The organism is Sinomicrobium halophytocola (assembly GCF_052983395.1).
In genome coordinates, this window is sequence record NZ_JBRKIT010000024.1 from 127,008 (window position 1) to 148,337 (window position 21,330).

Below are 21,330 nucleotides of genomic sequence, written 5' to 3' on the forward strand. Positions count from 1 at the left end.
GAGGGGTAGGAATTCGTTTGGGTGTCTATGCTGTTGACAATATGTTATACATAGGTATTGCGGGGTGTCTGTGATCGGAAATTAACCGCAGAGTAGGGAGGAAAGAAAGTGTTTCGGATAAATATAAAAAGGTTTATGGCATTACTCTTAAGAGAAACCATAAACCTTTTTCAGTTTTTAATATGAAATTTATTTCCGGATAAACCTCCGGGTTTTTTCTTCGCCGTTGACATTCATCTTGAGTATGTATATACCACTTTTCAGGCTGGAAACGTCTATATCTTCTCCGGGCTGTACATTCCGGAATGGTATAACGAGTCGCCCGTTCATATCATATACGCCAATACCGGCATTATCTCCATCGAATTTAACTTGTAAATGGCCGGGAGTAGGATTGGGGTACAAGATGCTTTCTTCTTCTTTTTCCTGTAGAGCCGGGACTGAAGCTGTCGATTGCTGTACGATACGCCACCAGTTAATGTTCCATCCGCCACTCTGTGCATAGATGCCAAAATTGTGTGTTCCTGCATTGAGGTATGCGGAATGAGAAACGGTAGTCCAGTTCTGCCATCCGCCTGTAGACGGAATATTAACCGTACCGAGTACCGTTGCTCCTGCATTGATATCCAGGGATAATTGTCCGCCTCCACTTTCGCTGGCTACCCGGTACTGTATGGTGTAATTACCGGAAGAGGGGATGTTAATGGCATTATAGGCCATCCAGTCTCCCGTATCTATATATCCCACATTCAGTCCGCCACCGGAATCTGTTGTGTTTTCGGTTTGCACACCACTCATGTTATTGTAACTTTCCGCCTCGATATGTTGTGAAAATCCGGGGTCTCCGCCGCCGTTACCATTGCGCTGATAAACTCTTACGTAATCTACATACATATTAGCAGGAAGAGCACTGTTGTCTACCTGGAAACCGGGCCAGTTTCCACCTATGGCCATATTGAGTATCAAAAAGAAATTCTCATGGAATTCCTGGGTTCCGTTTACGCCGTTGCTAATCTCGGCTACGTGATATTCCTGTCCGTCCAGGAACCACCGGATATAGTTTTCGTCCCATTCCACTGCGTAAACATGATATGCCGTAACATTGGCCGGAGTATCTCCTCCGTAATTCGCATAGTTTCCGTTGTGGTCTTCCCAGTGCATGGTGCCATGTATATTTGGAGAAGTATTGATATGTTCCATGACGTCTATTTCACCGCATTTAGGCCACCCAATGGAAGATATGCTGTTGCCCAGCATCCAGAATGCGGGCCATGTACCCAGGGAAGAAGGGATGGCAATACGAGCTTCCATTCTTCCGTATTTAAAGGATTTTCTACCTTGGGTCTTCATCCTGGTTGAGGTGTAGCCATATCCTCCGAAATTTTCCTGCCTGGCCGTAATGACCAGGGCCCCGTTCTGAACGCTGGCATTTTCCGCCCGGTAATACTGCAGTTCATTGTTTCCCCACCCATTAGCACCATTTCCTGTTTCAAATACCCAGTCCGGGCCAATACCATCGGTGAATTCGTCCTGCCATACCAGTTGCCAATCACCTTCCACGGCATTTTGCTGACCGTTATTATCCCCGAAACCTATGACCACTTTTTGCGGATTCGGAGTATGTACCGAAGAAGAATAATCCCATACGTCGTCATACGGAAAGCCATAAGAAAGGTCATCTATACTTATTCCCTGCTGGTGCCAGAATTTGGCGTAGTGGTTACAGGGAGATTCCTGGTAGTATTCGGAAGCATCCGACCAATCCTGCTGCCCGACGTTCGGGGTAGTAATATCAATAACATGCCTGTTCAGAGCGGCACAAATCTGCGCCTGGACCAGTTTGTCGGTGGTATCATCCTGTACACCCATGTCAAGAACACCTTTACCTTCAAATACTTCCTGTGTGGTAGGACGCCGGGTAATAATAGCCTGTCGCCCCTGGAAACCTCCCGAAACGGCGGTCATTACAAGCTGTTCACCCTGAACACGTCCCTGCCATATCCCGGCATCCCCGGAATCGAAAATAAGGTCTTCATTGGCGTATTTGGCCCATACGGCATCGACATATGGTTTCATATAATGTACATAGGGACCGGGAATGGGCATCGTACCTACGCTGCCATCGGCAAAATCCTCAATTTTCCCGGGAGCCGTAATCTCTTCGGTCTCCGCGTCCAGGCACCCCTGGAATTCTACAGGTACGCTCGAAGGGAATGCGGCCAGGATTTCGCTGTGTGTGGCCTGTTCTCCCACTTTTTTGTAATAACCGCTATTACCGTACAATTCCATGGTTAAAGGATATTGGTAAGAATCCACCCTGGTAGGATTGCCAAAAAAACCATATTCATTATTGGTAAGTTCTATAATTTCATATTTGATACCGATATTCGGATCGGTGGGATTGGTATAACTGGGAGAAGTGTACCCTCTCTGTGCTCCCGAAGCTCCGAAAAAGTAGAGGTATAACGGGCTTCCGACAGAGATAAAAACCCGGCATCCCTGGATGGGAGGGATCATTATTGTTTTATTGGGAATATCACTTAGCCTGGTGAAGCAGTCGGCATATTTGCCATCTCCTCCCGGCCCTGCATTCCCTCCAACGACAGGTCCCTGGATCGTATTGTACGAAGGACTCATGGGAAAGGTATTACCCGTAGCGGTGTTTACCCAGATATGCTGGCTGGGTTCTGCAAGGTCTTCTCCTACTACAGCGACATAAAGTTCACTGTCAGGGTAAGGCGAGTTGTTGTTGATCTCAAAGGGAACGGTTGTTTGTGCTTCTGCATGGGCATAAAGCAACAAAAACATAAGTAGGATGTTATATACTGTTTTTTTCATAATGTAAGATTTTGGGTCACCCGCTTTATAAAAACATCTAGTTTTTAATCACGGGTATGGTTATAGATTTATTATCGGGACTGTAAATTTTGAGGTAATATGCTCCTCGCGGCAGGGAGGACCCTTCTATGGTTATTTCATTCCTGCCTTTACGAAGGTCTCCCTCACTGACATTCCGGATAAGCCTTCCGGAATTATTGTACATCAATATTTTTGTATTACCACTTTCTTTGAGATTTACTTCCAGCGTAGCGGTTCCGGAAAACGGATTCGGGTACAGTACGGCCGGTGACATCTCTTTACCGAAGGCTATGGAAGCACTGTTGCATGGCCCCAGGTATTCCCAGACATCCCATTCTGCCGAATGTGTTTCCGGGTTTTCGTTCTGCGTCCACCATTTTGCCCTGTATAATCCACCGTTATGAGAAACCTGGTCATCAGCGACATATATACTATTGGCCCCCCAGGCAGGAGCGGAACAACCGGAAAGGGAACCTGCCGTAAGCGTTAGTTGTGCGCTTGCCGTGTTTCCTTCATTGTCCGTAACAGTGGCGATTATGGTATACGTTCCGTCCGAAGGTGGAGTCCAGGAGGCAGCATAGGAACCTTGCGTTCCGGAAGCGGTAAGGGTTTGTCCGTTCACTTCAAATACAACAGAGGTAATGCTGCCGTCATCATTGGCGTTTACCGAAAGCGTTACCGGCTCACCTGTGGTTACGGTACTGCCGTTGGCTGGTGATGTGAAAAATATACTCGGATTTCCTCCGTTACCCTGGCAATTATCAGGGGCCTCATCGTGAATGGCATTGAGCAGGGAAATAGCAATATTATCATTGGTGTCCTGTGAAAGTTCCCATATCATAATCCCGGAAGCACGTTCTGCTGCCAGTTGTGTTTTCTGCCGTATTGTGGTCAGCCCGTTGTAGTAATCACCATTATAAGTATCGCTGTTCGGATCGGCTCCGCTGGCTACGAGATTACGGTACGAACTCCAGGATGGCCGGGCGTAGAAAGGCACACCGAGGACGGCTTTGGATGCCGGAAGTCCACGCCCCAGCCAATAATCGAGCGTCTGTACGGCATAGCTGTAGGGCGAATGCGTAGATCCGCTTCCTCCGTCATAAGCCATAAGGTTAAGGAAATCAATATGAGGGAATACGCTGTCCAGGATACCGTCGGCATAATAGCCCACTGCGGCAACCGCTGCTGTGAGGAGCTTACCGTTGCTGTGCATCACTTCGCCCAGTTTTTGCATCATGGCTGCGTAATTTTGAGGTTCGTTTCCTTCACGAGGATATTCCCAGTCTATGTCCACCCCATCCAGGTTGTACTGGTTGACGAGGTTTAGCAGGTTGTCGGCAAAGTTCTGACGGGATGTGGCATTGGCGGAGAGTGTTTCAAACCCGGGATTGTTGAGATCGGTCCACCCGCCTACAGCAATCATTACCTTAACACCGTTGGTATGGGCGCTGGAAACTATCTGTTGTAGTTTTGCCGGGTTTTCTATGGCCGTAAGGCTACCGTCTCCCGATGCCTGCGGATTGATAAAAGCATATATAATATGTGTTAGCTTGTCATATTGTATTTCGGCAGCAGTCCCAGCCCAGGACGGCATATACCCTACTATACGGAAATCATCAGGACAGGCGGAGTCTGTACTTGCGGTTATGGATATACTTTCCGAAGACACGGTAGTTCCTGCATCGCTTGTGGCAACTACTTTGATATTGTGACTGCCTGCCGGAATATTATTCCAGGTAAAGCTATAGGGAGTTTCGGTATCTTCCCCCAGCTTTTCCTCTCCGTTAAAAAACTCCACTTTGGTAATGGGGCCTCCCGATGCAGTGGCTTCAATAGTGATATTTTCACCGGCTTCGAAAGCTGTTCCGCTTTCCGGGGAGGTAATACGTGTCGTTGGGAGTGGGCTACCTTCCCCGGCGAATGCTTCGTTTACCGTATTGATAAGGGGAGAGGACATAGAGGGCCAGCGTTTCAGTTTGGTACCGAAACTTTCCGGACTTCCGCTGAATTCGAGGTCACCGTATACGGTCCATACGATGGCTCCGGCAAGGTCATTATCCACAATAAACTGCGATTTATGTGTTATGGATTCTTCATCATCATAACTCAGAAAATAATTACCCTTGGTCAGGTAGGGAACTTTGGCCTGGTCGTCCCAATGCCTGGTCCATCCCCCGGCATTCATGGCTTGCTGAATGAAGAAATAATTTGGTGTACCATCGTAAACATCCCTGGGCCAGTTTACGAAATCCGCACAGGTAACGATAGGACCGTCAGGTTGTACCGTTTCATTTCTCTTTTGAGTAGATATATTAAGCCCGGCAGAGCCGTCTGTGATCACCCCGCGGCCGTAGAAAGGCATTCCGAAGTTGATCTTGTTTTTAGGAACCCCGAGCGAAGTAAGTGCGTTTAAGGTAGATTGCCAGTTGAAATCCGGGGCTTCGGCACCGTCATAGGGATATAACGGAGAATTATGCCCTGCAATGTCCGACCACCCACCGTTGAAATCGTAGGTCATAAAGTTAAAATAATCCATAGTCGCCGAAAGGGAAGACCAGTTGAACCCCTGGACTTTCACCGGGTCAGCAGAGAATGCGGCAGTGATAAGTTTATCCGGACCTATTGCAGCGCGCAACTCCTGTACCAGGGTCAGGAAATTGGCAAAATCGGCCTGGCTTCCCGTAAAATTCATTCCGGCATATGGCCCGGGATATTCCCAGTCCAGATCAATGCCGTCAAAACCGGTGTTGATGAGTTTTTGGCAATCGGCAATAAAAGTTGCTCTTTTCTGCGGATCGGCGGCCATTTCGGGGAAGTGCTTACACATGCTCCAGCCACCTATAGATGCCATTACCTTAACATTGTTCTGACGGGCGAGTTCCAGTACCCCTGGCGCCCCGTCCTCTTTATGGAGGGGCAGGGGCAGGGTGCCGCTCAGACCCCAATCCGGATGTTCCCAGGTATTGCTGTTTACTTCGACCACAAAACCCTGGGCTTCCGCACGGGTCTTGATATCTTCACTGATATAATGCACCGCTTCGATCTCACCGAAAAGCAACAGCATATCCCAGCTGTCATAGATACTGGTAAAGAATATGTCGGCCGGCTGCTGTACCTGTCCTTCCTGGTGAATGTTTTTGTTACGCAGGTCGCCGCTGTGCAGCGAGCCGTCTACCGCAACACCAAAAAAGGAATAGTTGAGAATGGTATACTTGGAATAATCGATATTGAGGTGTGTAAGAGCACCGGCAGACGGTACACCCGCCGCCGAACTTTTCCAGGCATCCCAGTTGGTGATGTACCCGATTATTTCTTTCTGATGATCTGCCGTAGAGGCATTTCCGCCCGTGTTGACCTGCGCACGAACGTGGGGAGCATTTACCAATGTAAAACATACGATCAGGGGTGTGATCCACTTCCGTAGAAGGGATTTCAGTAGGTGTGATTTCATGATTAAGGGTATTTGTGTTTCAATAAATTAAAGTTTTTTTAATAATAATTCTTACTTTTTTAACCATTAAAAAGGTACAATAAAAATAATGATTAATCCAATTTTTTTAGCTGAACTACAGCAAAATGTAGCTGAACAGAGCTGATTTTAGTACCAAGTCTTCTCAATCCCTTATTTATGTAAGTGTCTGAAAATAAAGTGTGTTCGACACTCATTTTTTAAACTCCGAAATAAACAACTATATATGTTTTGGTTAGTCAGAGAATTGATTATATGTGCATATTTACAGGATAGAGCAGGATACATTTTTATTTTTTGAACCATACTTTTGAAAACCTCACCATATGATTGCGGCCGTATATTTTTATTGGGTGGCTCTACTGAATGATAACCTGGTTATGCTATGTCCGGGTCATTTTTACGGAATATATAATCTGAAAAGATTAATCGATACTAATCAAAATTAGAAATATGATGTTACAAAAACTGCATTTGATCGTTGGTCTGCTTTTTGTCACGATGGTCTTTTCACAGGAAAAGAATATTACCGGCAAAGTAGTTGACGAAGGAGGAATACCCGTTCCCGGGGTTAATGTCCTTATTAAGGATACGAACAGGGGAACCCAGACCGATTTTGATGGGAATTACGAAATCCGGGTTTCCGAAGGAGAGCAGATTGTTTTTTCTTATATCGGAATGCAATCGATTGAAAAGATAATTGGCGCCGGAAACGAGATGAATATAACCCTGGTGGAGAGTAGGGAAAATCTGGATGAAGTGGTGGTTATAGGGTATGGTACACAAAGTAAGCGGAACGTAACGGGGTCTGTAACTTCGGTAGAAGTGGAGCAGATGGAATCCCAGCCCAACACCAATGTGGCGCAGGCTATGAGGGGCCGGGTTGCCGGTGTACAGTTCAACGATAACGGTAGACCGGGGCAGAGCGGAAATTTGCTTATCAGGGGGCAATCGTCACTTACGGCAAGCAATGACCCCTTGATTATACTGGACGGTGCTTTTTTCTACGGAGAACTTTCAGATATTAATCCTGCCGATGTTGCATCCATGGAAGTACTTAAGGATGCCAGCGCAACCGCCATTTATGGTGCACGGGCTGCAAACGGAGTTATTCTCATTACCTCCAAAGGAGGGACTTCCGAAAAACCTCTTATCCGCTTTAATACTTATGCCGGGTTTTCGGAATATGGCAATACTGTTCCCCTGTATGATGGGGAAGGTTACCTGCAGCGTCGCAGAGACTACAACATTCAGAATGCAGGAACAGGAGAAACGCCGATCCTCGATGCAGAAGATATACTGGATTCCCAAACGGAATTATTGCAATACAGGGAAGGGAATACTGTCGACCCCTGGAAATACGTAAAACAGGGAGCAGTACAAAGTTCATATAACCTGAGTGTTTCCGGGCGTACGGAAAAGACCAATTACTTTATTTCCGGGGGATATGTAGATGAAAAGGGACTTATTTACGGAGATAATGCCAACAGACTGTCCTTACGAATGAATATGGAGAACAAGATTACACCCTGGCTTACCATAGGGGTAAACAGCATGTATTCACAAAGAAATCTTTCAGGGGTCAATGCCGACCTTGAAGGTGTTTACTGGTTATCTCCATATTCCCGGGTACATGACGAAGACGGAGAAATACTGCCTTATCCTACCAACGATCAATTACTGCTTAATCCGCTTTTTAATGCTACGCAACGGAAAAACGAGGAAATATATAACAACCTGATGGCCAGTGCATTTTTAAAAATCGATTTTCCTTTTCTGAAAGGCCTTTCTTATAGATTTAATTATAATCCCAATCTCCAATGGGGGCATGATTACACCTTTATACCTATCTATCAACAAAATGGTATAAACAATCTGGGAGCGGCAAACAAGACCAATGAGAACCGTTTTAACTGGCAGATGGAACATATTGTAAAGTTTGAAAAAAGAATAGGCGATCACAATTTTGACCTGACACTCCTTTATGGGGCCAACAGCCTGTATGTGGAAAGCACCACGGCCGAGGGGAGAAACTTCTTTACGGATGTCAACGGATGGGACAACCTGGAAATAGCTGATGTGCAACGTAATTATTCTTCAGGAGAAGATCGCACCGGCGTGTCGGCGATGACCCGTCTTAATTACCAGTTCAAAGATCGCTACTTGCTTACTTTTACCATGCGGAGAGATGGTTCCTCGGTTTTCGGAGCGAACAACAAGTACGGTAATTTTCCTTCCGCCGCATTGGGGTGGATCGTAACCGAAGAACCGTTTATGGATGCTTTGAGAGAAAAGGTCAATCTTCTGAAACTGCGTTTGTCTTATGGTAAGATCGGTAACCAGGCTGTTTCTCCGTATTCTTCGCTGGATAAGTCTATGTTCGATCAGTACGTTTTCGGGGATGGAAGTGATACCCATACAGGATCATTCCCCATTTCCGACAACATGCCCAATCCGAACCTGAAGTGGGAAACTTCCGTTTCTTTTAATGCCGCCATAGATTTCGGACTCTTCAATAACCGAATAGACGGTACCCTGGAATATTACAATACCAAAACTACGGATTTGCTTACCGGGCGTAGCATCCCTACGGCTAATGGTTTTTCCAATGTCCTCACCAATATCGGGGAAATTAACAACAGGGGATTTGAAGCGACACTCAATACGATCAATATAAATAAAAACGACTTCAGATGGACCTCTTCCGTAGTCTTTTCCACCAATAAAAACGAAATCGTGCATTTATACGGAAGTGATACCAATGATGACGGTGTAGAAGATAATGATTTGAATAACCGCTGGTTTATAGGACATCCCATCGGTGTGAATTTCGATTATGTTTTTGACGGTATCTACCAGGAAGGAGACGAACTTCCCGAAGGTTACAGGCCCGGTTGGGTGAAGGTAAAGGACATAAACGGCGATGGCAGGATAACTCCTGAAGACCGTACGATACTGGGCCAGAGACAACCCAAATACCGTATCGGGGTAGGGAATGATTTTCGTTATAAGGGCATATCGCTCTCCTTCTTCCTCAATGCTGCGGCAGGATGGGAAGCTCCTTTACCTTTACTAGATCCCAGCCCATATTCCGGGGCCAATTATGCCGGGCGGGCGGTCAATATGATCGATGCGGGATACTGGACCCCGGAAAACCGTTCCGATTCGCGGCCATCCCTTAACTGGACAAATCCCCTCGGAATGTCTTTCTATCAGAGCCGTGATTTCATACGCTTGCAGGATGTAACCCTGGCCTATAATTTTTCCGATGACCTGGTAAAGAAACTGGGATTAAATGCTCTCAAGGTATACGTAAGCGGCCGGAACCTTTATACCTGGACAGACTGGATGGGACCTGACCCCGAGAGCGGTTATGCTTCCATTCGCGACCTTTATCCTTCTGCAAGAACTATCGTAGGAGGACTGGATATCAGTTTCTAACCAAAAAAAATAAACGATGAAAACTATTTATACAAAAATCAGTACGTATCTGATGATGGCGGTAATAGTATCTGTACTATCATCCTGTCAGAAAGATTTTTTGGACGAAGAGCCCATAGGAATACCGAATTCCGGAAACCTGCTGGTCGATAAAGAAGGTTTTGAAAGTGCCATTACCAGTCTGCATATTGCTGCAAGAGAACTGTTTTTCTATCCCGATGGCTCGCGTATGAACTCCTTCTGGCTGGGAACCGATGTTGCCTGTACCGGTGATCGGGGACTGGCCGATTTTGAGAACTATCAGACGTGGTTAACTCCCACCCAATGGAGTGTGGAATTCTACTGGAACTGGGCCTATCTGGACCTTATTCCCAGGGCTAATAATATACTGGCATATATAGACAATCCGGACATTTCCTGGGAAAGTGAGGAGGAAAAAAATGCCATTATCGCAGAAACGAGGTTTTTCAGGGGATATGCTTATAACCTCCTGGCCAATCTCTACGGAGGAGTGCCTGTTGTAGACCGTCTGTCCGATATCCCGAAAACAGATTTCGTAAGAAACAGCAGAGAAGAAGTTTATGAATTCGTTCGGGAAGACCTGGAATATGCAAGCAGGTGGCTACCCGTAGAAGCCCCTGAAGATGGCCGGATAGAGCAGGGAGCGGCAAATCACCTGCTGGCTGAGGTATATATAAGCCTGGAAGATTATGAAGCTGCGGTAGCCAGTGCTACGGAAGTTATAAATTCACCGCGTTACAGGCTGATGACAGAGCGGTTCGGAAATTATACCGACAGGCCCGGCGACGTTTTTGCCGATTTATTTAAGGATGAAAACCAGAACCGTTCCACTACAACAAATACTGAGACCATCTGGGCACTGCAATTTGAATTTCAGACTCCAGGTGGTACCGCAGGAGGGCAAAAATGGTATTCCAACGGCTGGTTACGGGCATGGGGGCCACAATGGTGGGATATCAAGGACCTTGAGGGAAATACCGGGATGCAACTCACCACAGATAGTCTGGGAAGAGGAGTGGCCTGGGTGAGGCCTACACCGTACTTCTATAACAATATCTGGGAAGACGATCCTTCCGATATGAGGAATTCCACATACAATATCAAACGAAAATACTACTATAACAACCCGGATTCTCCATATTTCGGGCAGGAAGTGAACCCCGTTGTCGTTCAGTCCGATACCATGGTGAATTATTATCCCATGATCATGAAAATAGAACCGCAGTTATTTCCGGAAGGAGAATCCTATGGCAGAGCTTTTAAAGATACCTACATCATGCGCCTGGCCGAAACATACCTGCTTCGTGCGGAAGCCTATTGGCGTATGGGAAATTCGGAACAGGCTGCCGCCGATATTAATGAGCTCAGACGTCGTGCCCATGCAGAAGAAGTAGGGCCGGGAGAAGTTACACTGGACTATATTCTGGACGAAAGAGCGCGGGAACTCATCATAGAAGAACCACGAAGGCTAACACTAAACAGGGTAGGGAAGCTTGCAGAAAGGGTGAGATTGTATAACCCGGAAAGCGGAAATTCCGTTCAGGAATACCATAATCTTTTCCCCATCCCGCTTTCTGCCATAGATGCCAACATCGATGCCAGACTGGAACAAAATCCGGGATATTAACAAAACTGCAAGTAAGTACAGGATAGTTGAAACCTGCGGAAGTTTTAAATTTGGGCAGAACACATAGAATTCATATCGTGTAATGAAACATTTATTATTAGTAGCAACTGTGTTATGCACCTTGTTTTCAGTAAATTATTGCCGGTCTTCGGAAATATGGGTAGCCAGTAGCGGAAATGACCGGAATCCCGGAACGGAGGAAAAACCCCTGGCATCGGTTGACATGGCATTAAGACAGGCAAGGGAGTTACGAAGGCTGAATGATCCTTCCATACAGGGGGGCATACATATTATCCTCAAGGACGGGGTATACAGACCGGATGCTTCTGTACTCATAAGACCGGAAGATTCCGGCACCCCGGACAACCCCACGATAATACGGGCGGCAGAAGGGGCACATCCCCTGGTTTCCGGTGGACGGATCATTGCCAATTGGAAAAAACCGGAGCAGCAGGTACCTGGCCTTCCCATAAAAGCTTCGGGAAAGGTATGGGTGGCCGATATACCTTTTATGGCAGGAAACTGGCTGCAATTCCGGCAGCTTTGGGTAAATGGTAAAAAGGCCGTGCTGGCCAATACGCTTAACGATGGCCAACTGAAACGTATTCTTTCTGTAGATAGTGAAGAGGAAGCCCTGTGGATTCCTACGCCCGATATTACGTTTGGCAATGGTTCCCACCCGGAATTTATAATTCATCAGTGGTGGGCCATAGCCAATCTCCGGATCAGGAATGTACAGGTAAACGGCAACAAAACCAAACTTACTTTTGAGCAGCCCGAGAGTAAAATAGAATTCGAGCATCCGTGGCCCGCACCATTTATAGACGAAAAAAAGAAGTATAATGGCAATTCGGCATTTTTCTTCAGTAACGCCATAGAGTTGCTCAACAATCCGGGAGAGTGGTTTGCCGATTATAAGTCCGGGAAAATATACTACTGGCCGGAAGAAGGTGAAGACATGCAAAAAGCTGAAATTATCGCTCCATTTTTGCAATCGATTACAAAAATTACGGGCTCAGCAGATCGCCCGGTATCCCATATTACTTTTAAAGGGATAGAATTTGCACATACTACCTGGTTACGCCCCTCCCGTAAAGGACATGTACCGCTGCAGGCCGGATTTTACCTTCTCGACGCATATAAGCTGGAAACCCCGGGAACCCCGGACAAAGCCGCCCTCGAAAACCAGGCCTGGATAGGAAGACAGCCTGCCGCTTTGGAGGCGGAATATGCTAATGATATTACTATTGAACGGTGCCGTTTTACCCATATGGCGGCGACGGGGGTCGATTTTATTACAGGGGTGCACCATAGTCGTGTAGAAGGAAACGTATTTCGGGATATAGGCGGAACGGGAATACAGGCAGGTTATTTCGGAAATGCCGATTTTGAAGCGCATTTGCCTTATAATCCTTCCGACCGTCGCGAGCTGGTAAGTGACATACGAATAGCCAATAACCTGGTGTCCGATGCTACCAATGAGGACTGGGGTTGTGTCGGTATAAGTGTGGGCTATGCGCAGAACGTAACCATCGAGCACAACGAAATAAGAAACGTCAACTATTCGGGAATATGCGTCGGCTGGGGATGGACAAAAACGGTGAATGCTTCCCATAATAACCTGGTGCATGCCAACAGGATACACCGTTTTGCCAAACAAATGTATGATGTCGGGGGCGTGTATACGTTGTCCGCCCAGCCCAATACCGAGATCAGTGAGAATGCCATATACGATCTGATGAAAGCCCCTTATGCCCATATACCGGAACACTATCAGTATGTATATCTGGATGAAGGGTCGTCTTATATCAGGATAAAAGATAACTGGACGGAAAAAGACAAGTTCTTTTCCAACACTCCCGGTCCCGGCAACGAATGGGAGAATAACGGCCCGGATGTATCTGAAGAAATAAGAAAAAATGCCGGTATTGAACCGGAATACAATGATATTTTAAAAGAATAGGCGCTGCATTTGAAAAAGTGTAAACATAATCCTCTCTCCTTCAGGGGAGATGCCGTGGTTGCCGAGTTAATTGAAGTACAGGCAGAGGGGGTTACCCCGGAAGGAAACGCAAACCAATCATCTAAGCACAATGATAAACAATAAAAAATTACGGCTTGGAATACTCGGACTGGGCGAAGGCAGAAGCACCATGCATGCCGCCCTGTCAAGTACGGAAATAGAACTCGTTCAGATCTGTGATCTGAGCGAAGATTTATGTCGCAAAAGAAGTGAAGAAATGAGATTTGGTAATTATACTACCAAATATGAAGAGATGTTAAATAACCCGGAAATAGAAGCCATAGCTATCTATACCCCGGACCATTTGCATGCTTCGCATATCAGGGCTGCCTTAGGGGCCGGGAAACATGTGGTCTGTACGAAACCCTTGCTCGACGATCTGAAAGATGCGGCCGGGCTGCTGAAACTTCAGAAGGAAAAAGACTTGAAATTATTTGTCGGACAAAGCAGCCGCTTTTTTGAGCCTATGAAACGGCAGCGGAAGGATTATGAGGCCGGGCTAATAGGCGAACTTATTACCGTAGAAGCGTACTATCATGCCGATCATCGCTGGTTTCTGGCCAAACCCTGGTCGCTTGAACCGTCGTTCCAATGGTTGTATGGAGGATTGAGCCACCCTGTGGATTTTATCCGCTGGTATCTGCCTGATGTGGAGGAAGTAATGGGATATGGTATGCTAAGTGCCAATGGTAAAATGGGAGGACTGAAAAACCCGGATACGATGCATTTCATTTTCCGGGCTTCGGATGGAAGGATAGCCCGGGTTTCCGGGGCATATACCGGTCCGGTACAACCTGTAAAGAGAGATAGTGAAATGAGTTGCATACTCCGCGGTACCGAAGGTTGCAGTCAGGGCGATTATATGGACCTGCGGTATGCTATTACCGACAATGCCGGAGAAGAACGTATCATAACCTGGGAACATAAACTCAAATATTATTTCCCTTTTGAAGGTAAAAGCCATCATGCTGGCGAATACCGCAATTACCTGGAATATTTTGCCGGATGCATACGCAACAATGAAACCGCATATCCCGATCTGACGGAAGGTATGGGAACCGTTGCCCTGCTGAAAGCAATGGAAAGATCATTGAAATCAGGAAAACCGGAGAAAATAAAGGATGTGCTGGAAGAATACGGCTTGGATCAGAGCTGTTAACCAACCGAAAAAATGAACATATACGATAAGTTACAACCGATCGATTTTATTGTAGTGGGGATTTATCTCATTATAGTGATCGGTATTGGTGCCTGGGTAAGCTTCAGGAGCAAAAGTGCCGTAGGGGATAACCCATTTCTGGCCGGAAATTCGCTACGGTGGCCTGGTATCGGTTTTACCATGTGGGGGACCAATGTGGGCCCTTCCATGCTAATAGCATCGGCGAGTATAGGTTTTACCACCGGTGTCGTAGCCGGAAATTTTGCGTGGTATGCTTTTGTGTTTATATTCTTGCTTGCCGCTGTTTTCGCGCCGAGATATCTCGGTGGCGGAACGGCTACGCTGCCCGGCTATATGGGCAATAAATTCGGAGACTCCACCCGGAATATTCTGGCATGGTATACCTTGATAACGATTCTTATAAGCTGGTTGTCACTTACTCTCTTTGCCGGGGGTGTCCTTATCCGGCAGATATTAGGATTTCCCCTGTGGCTTTCCGTCATTGTCCTTTTGGCTATTGCAGCTTTCTTTACTATTGCGGGCGGACTCAAAACCATAGCGTATACCAATGTATTCCAAATGATATTACTTATTGTAGTATCACTGGCACTTACTCTTACCGGGTTGGATAAGGCCGGTGGTATCGGCGCCCTGAAGGATGCCACACCACCCGAATTCTGGAACCTTTTTCTACCTTCGGACAATACAAACTATCCCTGGCCGGCTATTTTACTCGGATATCCGGTGATGGGCGTGTGGTTCTGGTGTACGGATCAGTCGATGGTACAGTCGGTTCTGGGAGCAAAAAATTTAAAACAGGGACAATTCGGAGCCAATTTTACCGGGTGGCTCAAAATACTGGATGTTCCTCTGTTTATCCTGCCAGGAATACTGTGTTACGTACTTTTTCCTAACCTGGATGATCCGGATAAAGCATATATGACCATGGTGACAGAACTTTTTCCCCCGGGAATGCAGGGCCTGGTTATGGCAGTGCTTATTGCTGCTTTGGTGAGTACGGTTGACTCTGCACTGAATGCCCTGAGCACTGTGTTTACGATGGATATTTATGTGAAAAAATACAAACCGGAAGCCGGTTCCAAAAAGATCAGGAAAACAGGCCATCTCGTTACTGTTATCGGGGCAGCTATCGCCGTATTTATTACTTTGGGCATAGATAGTATAAAGGGACTGAACCTTTTTGACGTATTTCAGTCCGTACTCGGGTTCATAGCCCCACCCATGACCACGGTATTTCTCTTTGGTGTTCTGTGGAAGAAGGCCACGACAAAAGGCGTGAATATTGTACTGACCCTGGGGACGGCCCTAAGCATAGGGACAGGAATTTTTTATCTATGGGTATTTCCGGCAGAAACCCATGATTTCTGGCCACACTTTTTGTTGTTGTCCTTTTATATTTTCCTGGTATTGTCCGTGCTGATGATAGCTATTTCTATATCAGATAAGAAAAAACAAATTACAGTAGACCGGAAGGAAACACAGATAGCCCGGATGTCCGGTACGGTACGCTGGTTATGGGGAGCACTGGCCGTAGTTATGATAGGGTTATACCTGCTTTTTAACGGCTGGTAGTCGGGGAGTTTCGGAGTCGTTAGTTATTGAGACGTAGAGCAAAAGAAAATACATGCCAACAAAAATAAAAATGAAAAACAATAAAAAATATATTCGTTACAGTTTACTGGCCTTAGTGGCCATGTTGTGCTTATGCGGAGGACCGGTAGCCGCACAGCATGAGAGTCCGGATGCTACCTGGATCTGGTATCCCGGGGATTATGAAATATGGTTGAGTAACAAAATGCAGGCACGCCGTACGGAACGCGGAGCATTCTTTCCACCTTTGTGGCGTTATTACAGTCCGTATGCACTGGTAACGTTCCAAAAGCACTTTACCTTTCCGGAGGAAGATATCATTAGCATTGCCTCCGAAGGGAATTGTAAAATACAACTCGATGGAGCCATGTATTATGGAGATCCCTCCCGTATGACCATTCCCGCCGGGAAGCACCATCTTACCATTAAAGTGTATAACCAGGAGAAAACTCCGGCCGTTTTCGTACAGGGAAAACACCTGGTTAGCGACCCTTCGTGGGAAGTAACTTATGAAGATAAGGAATGGATAGACGAAACAGGTCGTGCCTCTGGTCAGTCTGGGACCGAATGGCAGCAGGTAGGAAGCTGGAATTTCGATTCTCCCGAAAACGCCCCTTCCGCATTTAAACTGCAAACCACACCGAAACATGCCATATCCGTTAAAGGAGAAAACAACGGATTTATAACCGACTTCGGAAAAGAGACTTTTGGTTTTATTCGCCTGCACGGACTAAAGGGAAAGGGAAAAGTAAACCTGTACTACGGGGAATCGGAAGAGGAAGCCCGGTCGGTCGAAGCTTGTGAAACCCTGGATGAAATTATTGTGGATGGAACCCTGCTGGAAACGTATACCCTCGATACCTCCAAAGCCTTCCGCTATGTGCAGGTGCGCACCGAAGGAACGGCTCAGGTAGACTCCGTATCCATGTTATATGAATATCTGCCTCTCGAATACCGGGGCGAATTTAAAAGCTCCGACGATCTGCTCAACAAAATATGGGAAGTATCGGCCTATACCATGCACCTGACCACGCGGGAGTTTTTTATAGACGGCATAAAGCGCGACAGGTGGATATGGTCCGGAGATGCCTACCAGAGCTACCTGATGAATTACTACCTGTTTTTCGATAACCCTTCGGTAAAACGAACACTTTTTGCCTTACGCGGAAAAGACCCGGTAAACAGCCATATCAATACCATTATGGACTATTCTTTTTACTGGTTCCTCGGTGTATACGACTATTATCTGTATTCCGGGGATGAGGATTTTATCCGGCAGATATATCCCGGTATGGTATCGTTGATGGACTTTTGCCTGGAAAGGCGTAACGAAAATAATATGATGCAGGGGCTGGCCGGAGACTGGGTTTTTATCGATTGGGCGGACGGACTGAGCAAGGAAGGCGAGGTTAGTTTTGAACAATTACTGTTGGCACGCAGTCTGGAAGCCATGTCACTCTGTGCCGGTATTGTTGAGGATAACGAGGCAGCCGCAACCTATAAAAAAGAAGCCGAAGTATTAAAACAGGATATATTCCGTGCATTCTGGTCAGAAGAAAAACAGGCATTCCTGCACAACCGTGTAGCGGGCAAAACCAAAGATAAAGTAACCCGCTACACTAATATGTTTGCCATTTTCTTTGATTACCTGGACGGAAAGCAAAAACAAGGAGTAAAACAAAATGTATTGCTGAATGACGATGTACAGCAGATCACCACGCCATATATGCGTTTTTATGAACTCGAAGCCCTTTGTGCCATGGGCGAACAGGAATACGTGCTCGATGAAATACGCGATTATTGGGGAGGCATGCTCGATCTAGGAGCCACTTCTTTCTGGGAGAAATACGACCCCTCCGAAAAAGGAGCCGACCAGCTTGCTATGTATGGCAGACCTTTCGGAAAGAGCCTGTGCCATGCCTGGGGAGCGAGCCCCATATACCTTTTCGGGAAGTATTACCTGGGGGTAAAACCTACCGCACCGGGTTATGAAACCTATTCGGTAGAACCGAATCTCGGCGGACTGAAATGGATGGAGGGTAAAGTACCTGCGCCAAAAGGAGAAATAGAAGTGTATTGCAGCATAAAGAAAATGCGCATTCGCGGAGCCGGAGGAACGGGAATACTAACTTTTAAGAGTAAGACCAAACCCGTTTGCGGTGAAGGGGAAATTACGGAAACTGCGGCACATACCTATCAATTGCAGATAGCGCCCGGAAAAACATACAACATTCAATATAAATATAAAAACTAACCGTTAACCATGAGAAAAGTATTTCTCTTACACCTGATCTTAAGCATTGTATCCCTGTATAGCCTCAGGGCGCAACAAGGAAATGAAACAGAAGTCCTTTATCTTTCCGGTAAAGGCTACCAGGATACCGAAACATGGGAATTTAAAGTATCAGAAGGAAGAAACAGCGGGAAATGGGGAACCATAGAAGTACCCTCCGTATGGGAGCAGCAGGGCTACGGCAAATACCAATACGGTATCAAATTTTACGGAAAGCCCCACCCGGACGGTATAGCCGATGAGGTCGGAGAATACAAGTATACTTTTACCGTTCCGAAGGAATGGGAAAGTAAAAGGGTGAAGATAGTTTTCGACGGTTCCATGACCGACACCGAAGTTAAAGTTAACGGCCGTTCCGCCGGATCGAAACACCAAGGGGCTTTTTATCGCTTTCAGTATGATGTTACCAGCTTGTTGAAATACGGTAGAGAAAACCTGCTCGAAGTCACCGTAAGCAAAGAATCCGAAAACGGCAGTGTAAACCTTGCAGAGCGAAGGGCGGACTATTGGAATTTCGGTGGAATATTCCGTCCCGTTTTTCTCGAAGCCCGTCCGGCGCAAAATATAGAACGTACTGCCATAAAAGCCGAAGCGGACGGTAGTTTCGAAGCGGATGTCTTTCTCGGGGAAGGTGCTTCCGCCCTCCGGGTAGAAGCGGTTATAACCGGTGCCGATGGCAAAAAGAAAGGGACGTTGCAGGGAGAAGTTTCCCCGGGGAGCGACAGGGTAAGATTGGCCGGTACATTCGATAATATAAAGGAATGGACCGCCGAAACTCCGGATCTTTACCATGTTGATTTTTTACTTTACAAAAGAAACGATCTGTTACACAAAGTTTCCGACAGGTTCGGTTTTCATACGATAGAAATACATAAAGGAGACGGTATTTATGTCAATGGCCGGCGTGTATTGATGAAAGGAGTAAACCGGCATAGTTTCTGGCCCGAATCGGGACGCACGCTCAATAAGGAACTCAATTATGCCGATGTGCGGCTTATTAAGGAGATGAATATGAACGCCGTAAGGCTATCGCACTATCCGCCCGATCCGGAATTCCTGGATGCCTGTGATGAATTGGGACTGTATGTCATGGACGAACTCGGGGGATGGCACGGACATTACGACGATGCCATAGGGAAAAAACTGGTCCGGGAAATGGTAACCCGCGACCTGAACCACCCGTCTATTATCTTCTGGTCTAACGGGAACGAAGGCGGCTGGAATACCAATCTCGACAACCAGTTCGATATCTGGGATCTGCAAAAACGTCCCGTATTACATCCGCAACAGGAACTCAACGGGGTAGAGACTATGCACTACAGGTCCTACGGGGAGACGCTTGAATATTTCCGCGGTGAAGAGATTTTTATGGCCACCGAGTTTCTGCACGGTCTCTATGACGGCGGACACGGAGCGGGATTGCATGATTATTGGGAAGTGATGAGAAAACATCCCAGGAGCGGCGGCGGTTATTTATGGGTATATGCAGATGAAGGTATTGCCCGTACCGATCAGGATGGGCGGATAGATAACCAGGGAAATTACGGGGCGGACGGTATCGTAGGTCCGCACCACGAAAAAGAAGGCAGTTTCTATACCATAAAACAAATATGGTCACCGGTAATGATAACTCAGGAAGAAAGACTCCCGGACGATTTCGATGGCGTCTTTACCCTGGAAAACCGTTACGACTTCACTAATACCAATCGCTGTACACTGGAATGGGAACTGGCGCAGTTTCCGAATCCGGAAGACAAAAATGCAGAGCGTAAGACCATAGTGAAGAAAACGGTAAAAGGGCCGGATATAGCCCCCCATGCTACCGGGGAACTCCAAATAAAACTTCCCGGCAACTGGAAGGAAGCGGACGTACTTTACCTCAAAGCACTCGACCCGGAAGGCAAAGAGTTGTGGACATGGGCCTATACCTGGGATAAAGAAAAAGAACCGGTGGCAGAGCATGCAGAAGGCAAAATCTCTCTGCAGGAAACAGTAGACTATTACCAGATTACCGCTTCCGGTACACAAATAAAAATAGACCGGAAAACCGGGAAATTGCAACAGGTTGTTCAGTCGGGGAAGGTGATAGATATCAACAATGGCCCTCGTTTTATAGCCGCCCGAAGAGGCGACAGGACCCTTGATGGTTCTGTAGATAAAGATGCGGCCAAAGGAGAGGACCGTATCTATGAAGAAATAGCTTACGAAGAAAAATTGCAACATATCTCTGCGGAAGAAAAAAATGGTGAAGTAGTTGTCAGTGCCGACTATTTCGGACCGTTGCAAAAAGTACAGTGGACAGTAAAAGCTGGTGGTACCGTACAACTGGATTATGAGTATGACTATCATGGCGTAGTGGAATTGGCAGGAGTGTCCTTCGATTACCCGGAAGATAACATGAAGAGTATTAGGTGGCTTGGGAAAGGTCCGTACCGCGTATGGCAAAATCGTCTACAGGGAACTACGCTCGACGTATGGGAGAACGATTATAATGATCCCATCCCCGGAGAATCTTTTGTATATCCCGAGTTCAAGGGGTATTTTAACCAATGGCAATGGGCGGTTTTCCGTACCTCGCAGGGAGAAGTACAGTTAAGTAACCCCGAGTCCGGCAGTTATCTTGGTGTATATACTCCCAGAGATGGCAGGGATGCCCTGTTGTACACCCTGCCACAAACAGGTATAGCTGTGTTTGATGTGATACCTGCCGTACGAAACAAGGTAAACGCCACCGATCTCGTAGGCCCTTCATCCCAACCGAAATGGATAGAAGGCGTAAAAAAACATACATTATTCCTGAAATTCAGGTCATACTAAGCTCTGTAAA

Annotated in this window: 9 protein-coding genes; 7 read left to right on the forward strand and 2 right to left on the reverse strand. The window is 46.6% G+C overall.

The genetic code is table 11. The features are described from left to right. Positions 1 to 189: 189 nt before the first annotated feature. Positions 190 to 2,838, reverse strand: coding sequence for a beta-1,3-glucanase family protein (locus ACVBDY_RS08345; protein WP_447175011.1), 2,649 nt, complete (start codon positions 2,836 to 2,838; stop codon positions 190 to 192). 37 nt (positions 2,839 to 2,875) lie between these two features. Further along, entirely contained in the window at positions 2,876 to 6,310 is a 3,435-nt protein-coding gene (locus ACVBDY_RS08350) for a glycosyl hydrolase family 18 protein (protein WP_447175012.1), read from the reverse strand. Positions 6,311 to 6,781: 471 nt separating this feature from the next. Here ACVBDY_RS08350 and ACVBDY_RS08355 point away from each other — a divergent pair, with 471 nt between their 5' ends. The 7 genes from ACVBDY_RS08355 to ACVBDY_RS08385 all read left to right on the forward strand — a co-directional run bounded on the left by ACVBDY_RS08355 (position 6,782) and on the right by ACVBDY_RS08385 (position 21,320). Further along, entirely contained in the window at positions 6,782 to 9,769 is a 2,988-nt protein-coding gene (locus tag ACVBDY_RS08355) for a SusC/RagA family TonB-linked outer membrane protein (protein WP_447175013.1), read from the forward strand. A 16-nt stretch (positions 9,770 to 9,785) separates the two neighbouring features. Beyond that, positions 9,786 to 11,417: a RagB/SusD family nutrient uptake outer membrane protein gene (locus ACVBDY_RS08360; RefSeq protein WP_447175014.1), complete on the forward strand. Its 1,632-nt coding sequence runs from the start codon at positions 9,786 to 9,788 to the stop codon at positions 11,415 to 11,417. 82 nt (positions 11,418 to 11,499) lie between these two features. Beyond that, positions 11,500 to 13,380: a right-handed parallel beta-helix repeat-containing protein gene (locus ACVBDY_RS08365; protein WP_447175015.1), complete on the forward strand. Its 1,881-nt coding sequence runs from the start codon at positions 11,500 to 11,502 to the stop codon at positions 13,378 to 13,380. Between the two features lie 130 nt (positions 13,381 to 13,510). Continuing rightward, positions 13,511 to 14,599, forward strand: coding sequence for a Gfo/Idh/MocA family protein (locus ACVBDY_RS08370; RefSeq protein ID WP_447175016.1), 1,089 nt, complete (start codon positions 13,511 to 13,513; stop codon positions 14,597 to 14,599). Between the two features lie 12 nt (positions 14,600 to 14,611). Next, a complete protein-coding gene (locus ACVBDY_RS08375) occupies positions 14,612 to 16,192 on the forward strand; it encodes a sodium:solute symporter (protein WP_447175017.1) in 1,581 nt (526 codons plus the stop codon). Positions 16,193 to 16,262: 70 nt separating this feature from the next. Continuing rightward, positions 16,263 to 18,464 (forward strand): family 78 glycoside hydrolase catalytic domain, encoded by a 2,202-nt coding sequence (locus ACVBDY_RS08380; protein ID WP_447175018.1) that lies wholly within the window; start codon positions 16,263 to 16,265, stop codon positions 18,462 to 18,464. 9 nt (positions 18,465 to 18,473) lie between these two features. After that, a complete protein-coding gene (locus ACVBDY_RS08385) occupies positions 18,474 to 21,320 on the forward strand; it encodes a glycoside hydrolase family 2 TIM barrel-domain containing protein (RefSeq protein WP_447175019.1) in 2,847 nt (948 codons plus the stop codon). Positions 21,321 to 21,330 lie beyond the last annotated feature (10 nt).

What these genes read in the sequence shown, in the direction of transcription:
- ACVBDY_RS08370 (WP_447175016.1), top strand. Translation starts at nt 13,511, where the DNA reads ATGATAAACAATAAAAAATTACGGCTTGGAATACTCGGACTGGGCGAA.
- ACVBDY_RS08385 (WP_447175019.1), top strand. Translation starts at nt 18,474, where the DNA reads ATGAGAAAAGTATTTCTCTTACACCTGATCTTAAGCATTGTATCCCTG.
- ACVBDY_RS08345 (WP_447175011.1), bottom strand. Translation starts at nt 2,838, where the DNA reads ATGAAAAAAACAGTATATAACATCCTACTTATGTTTTTGTTGCTTTAT.
- ACVBDY_RS08375 (WP_447175017.1), top strand. Translation starts at nt 14,612, where the DNA reads ATGAACATATACGATAAGTTACAACCGATCGATTTTATTGTAGTGGGG.
- ACVBDY_RS08355 (WP_447175013.1), top strand. Translation starts at nt 6,782, where the DNA reads ATGATGTTACAAAAACTGCATTTGATCGTTGGTCTGCTTTTTGTCACG.
- ACVBDY_RS08350 (WP_447175012.1), bottom strand. Translation starts at nt 6,310, where the DNA reads ATGAAATCACACCTACTGAAATCCCTTCTACGGAAGTGGATCACACCC.
- ACVBDY_RS08360 (WP_447175014.1), top strand. Translation starts at nt 9,786, where the DNA reads ATGAAAACTATTTATACAAAAATCAGTACGTATCTGATGATGGCGGTA.
- ACVBDY_RS08365 (WP_447175015.1), top strand. Translation starts at nt 11,500, where the DNA reads ATGAAACATTTATTATTAGTAGCAACTGTGTTATGCACCTTGTTTTCA.
- ACVBDY_RS08380 (WP_447175018.1), top strand. Translation starts at nt 16,263, where the DNA reads ATGAAAAACAATAAAAAATATATTCGTTACAGTTTACTGGCCTTAGTG.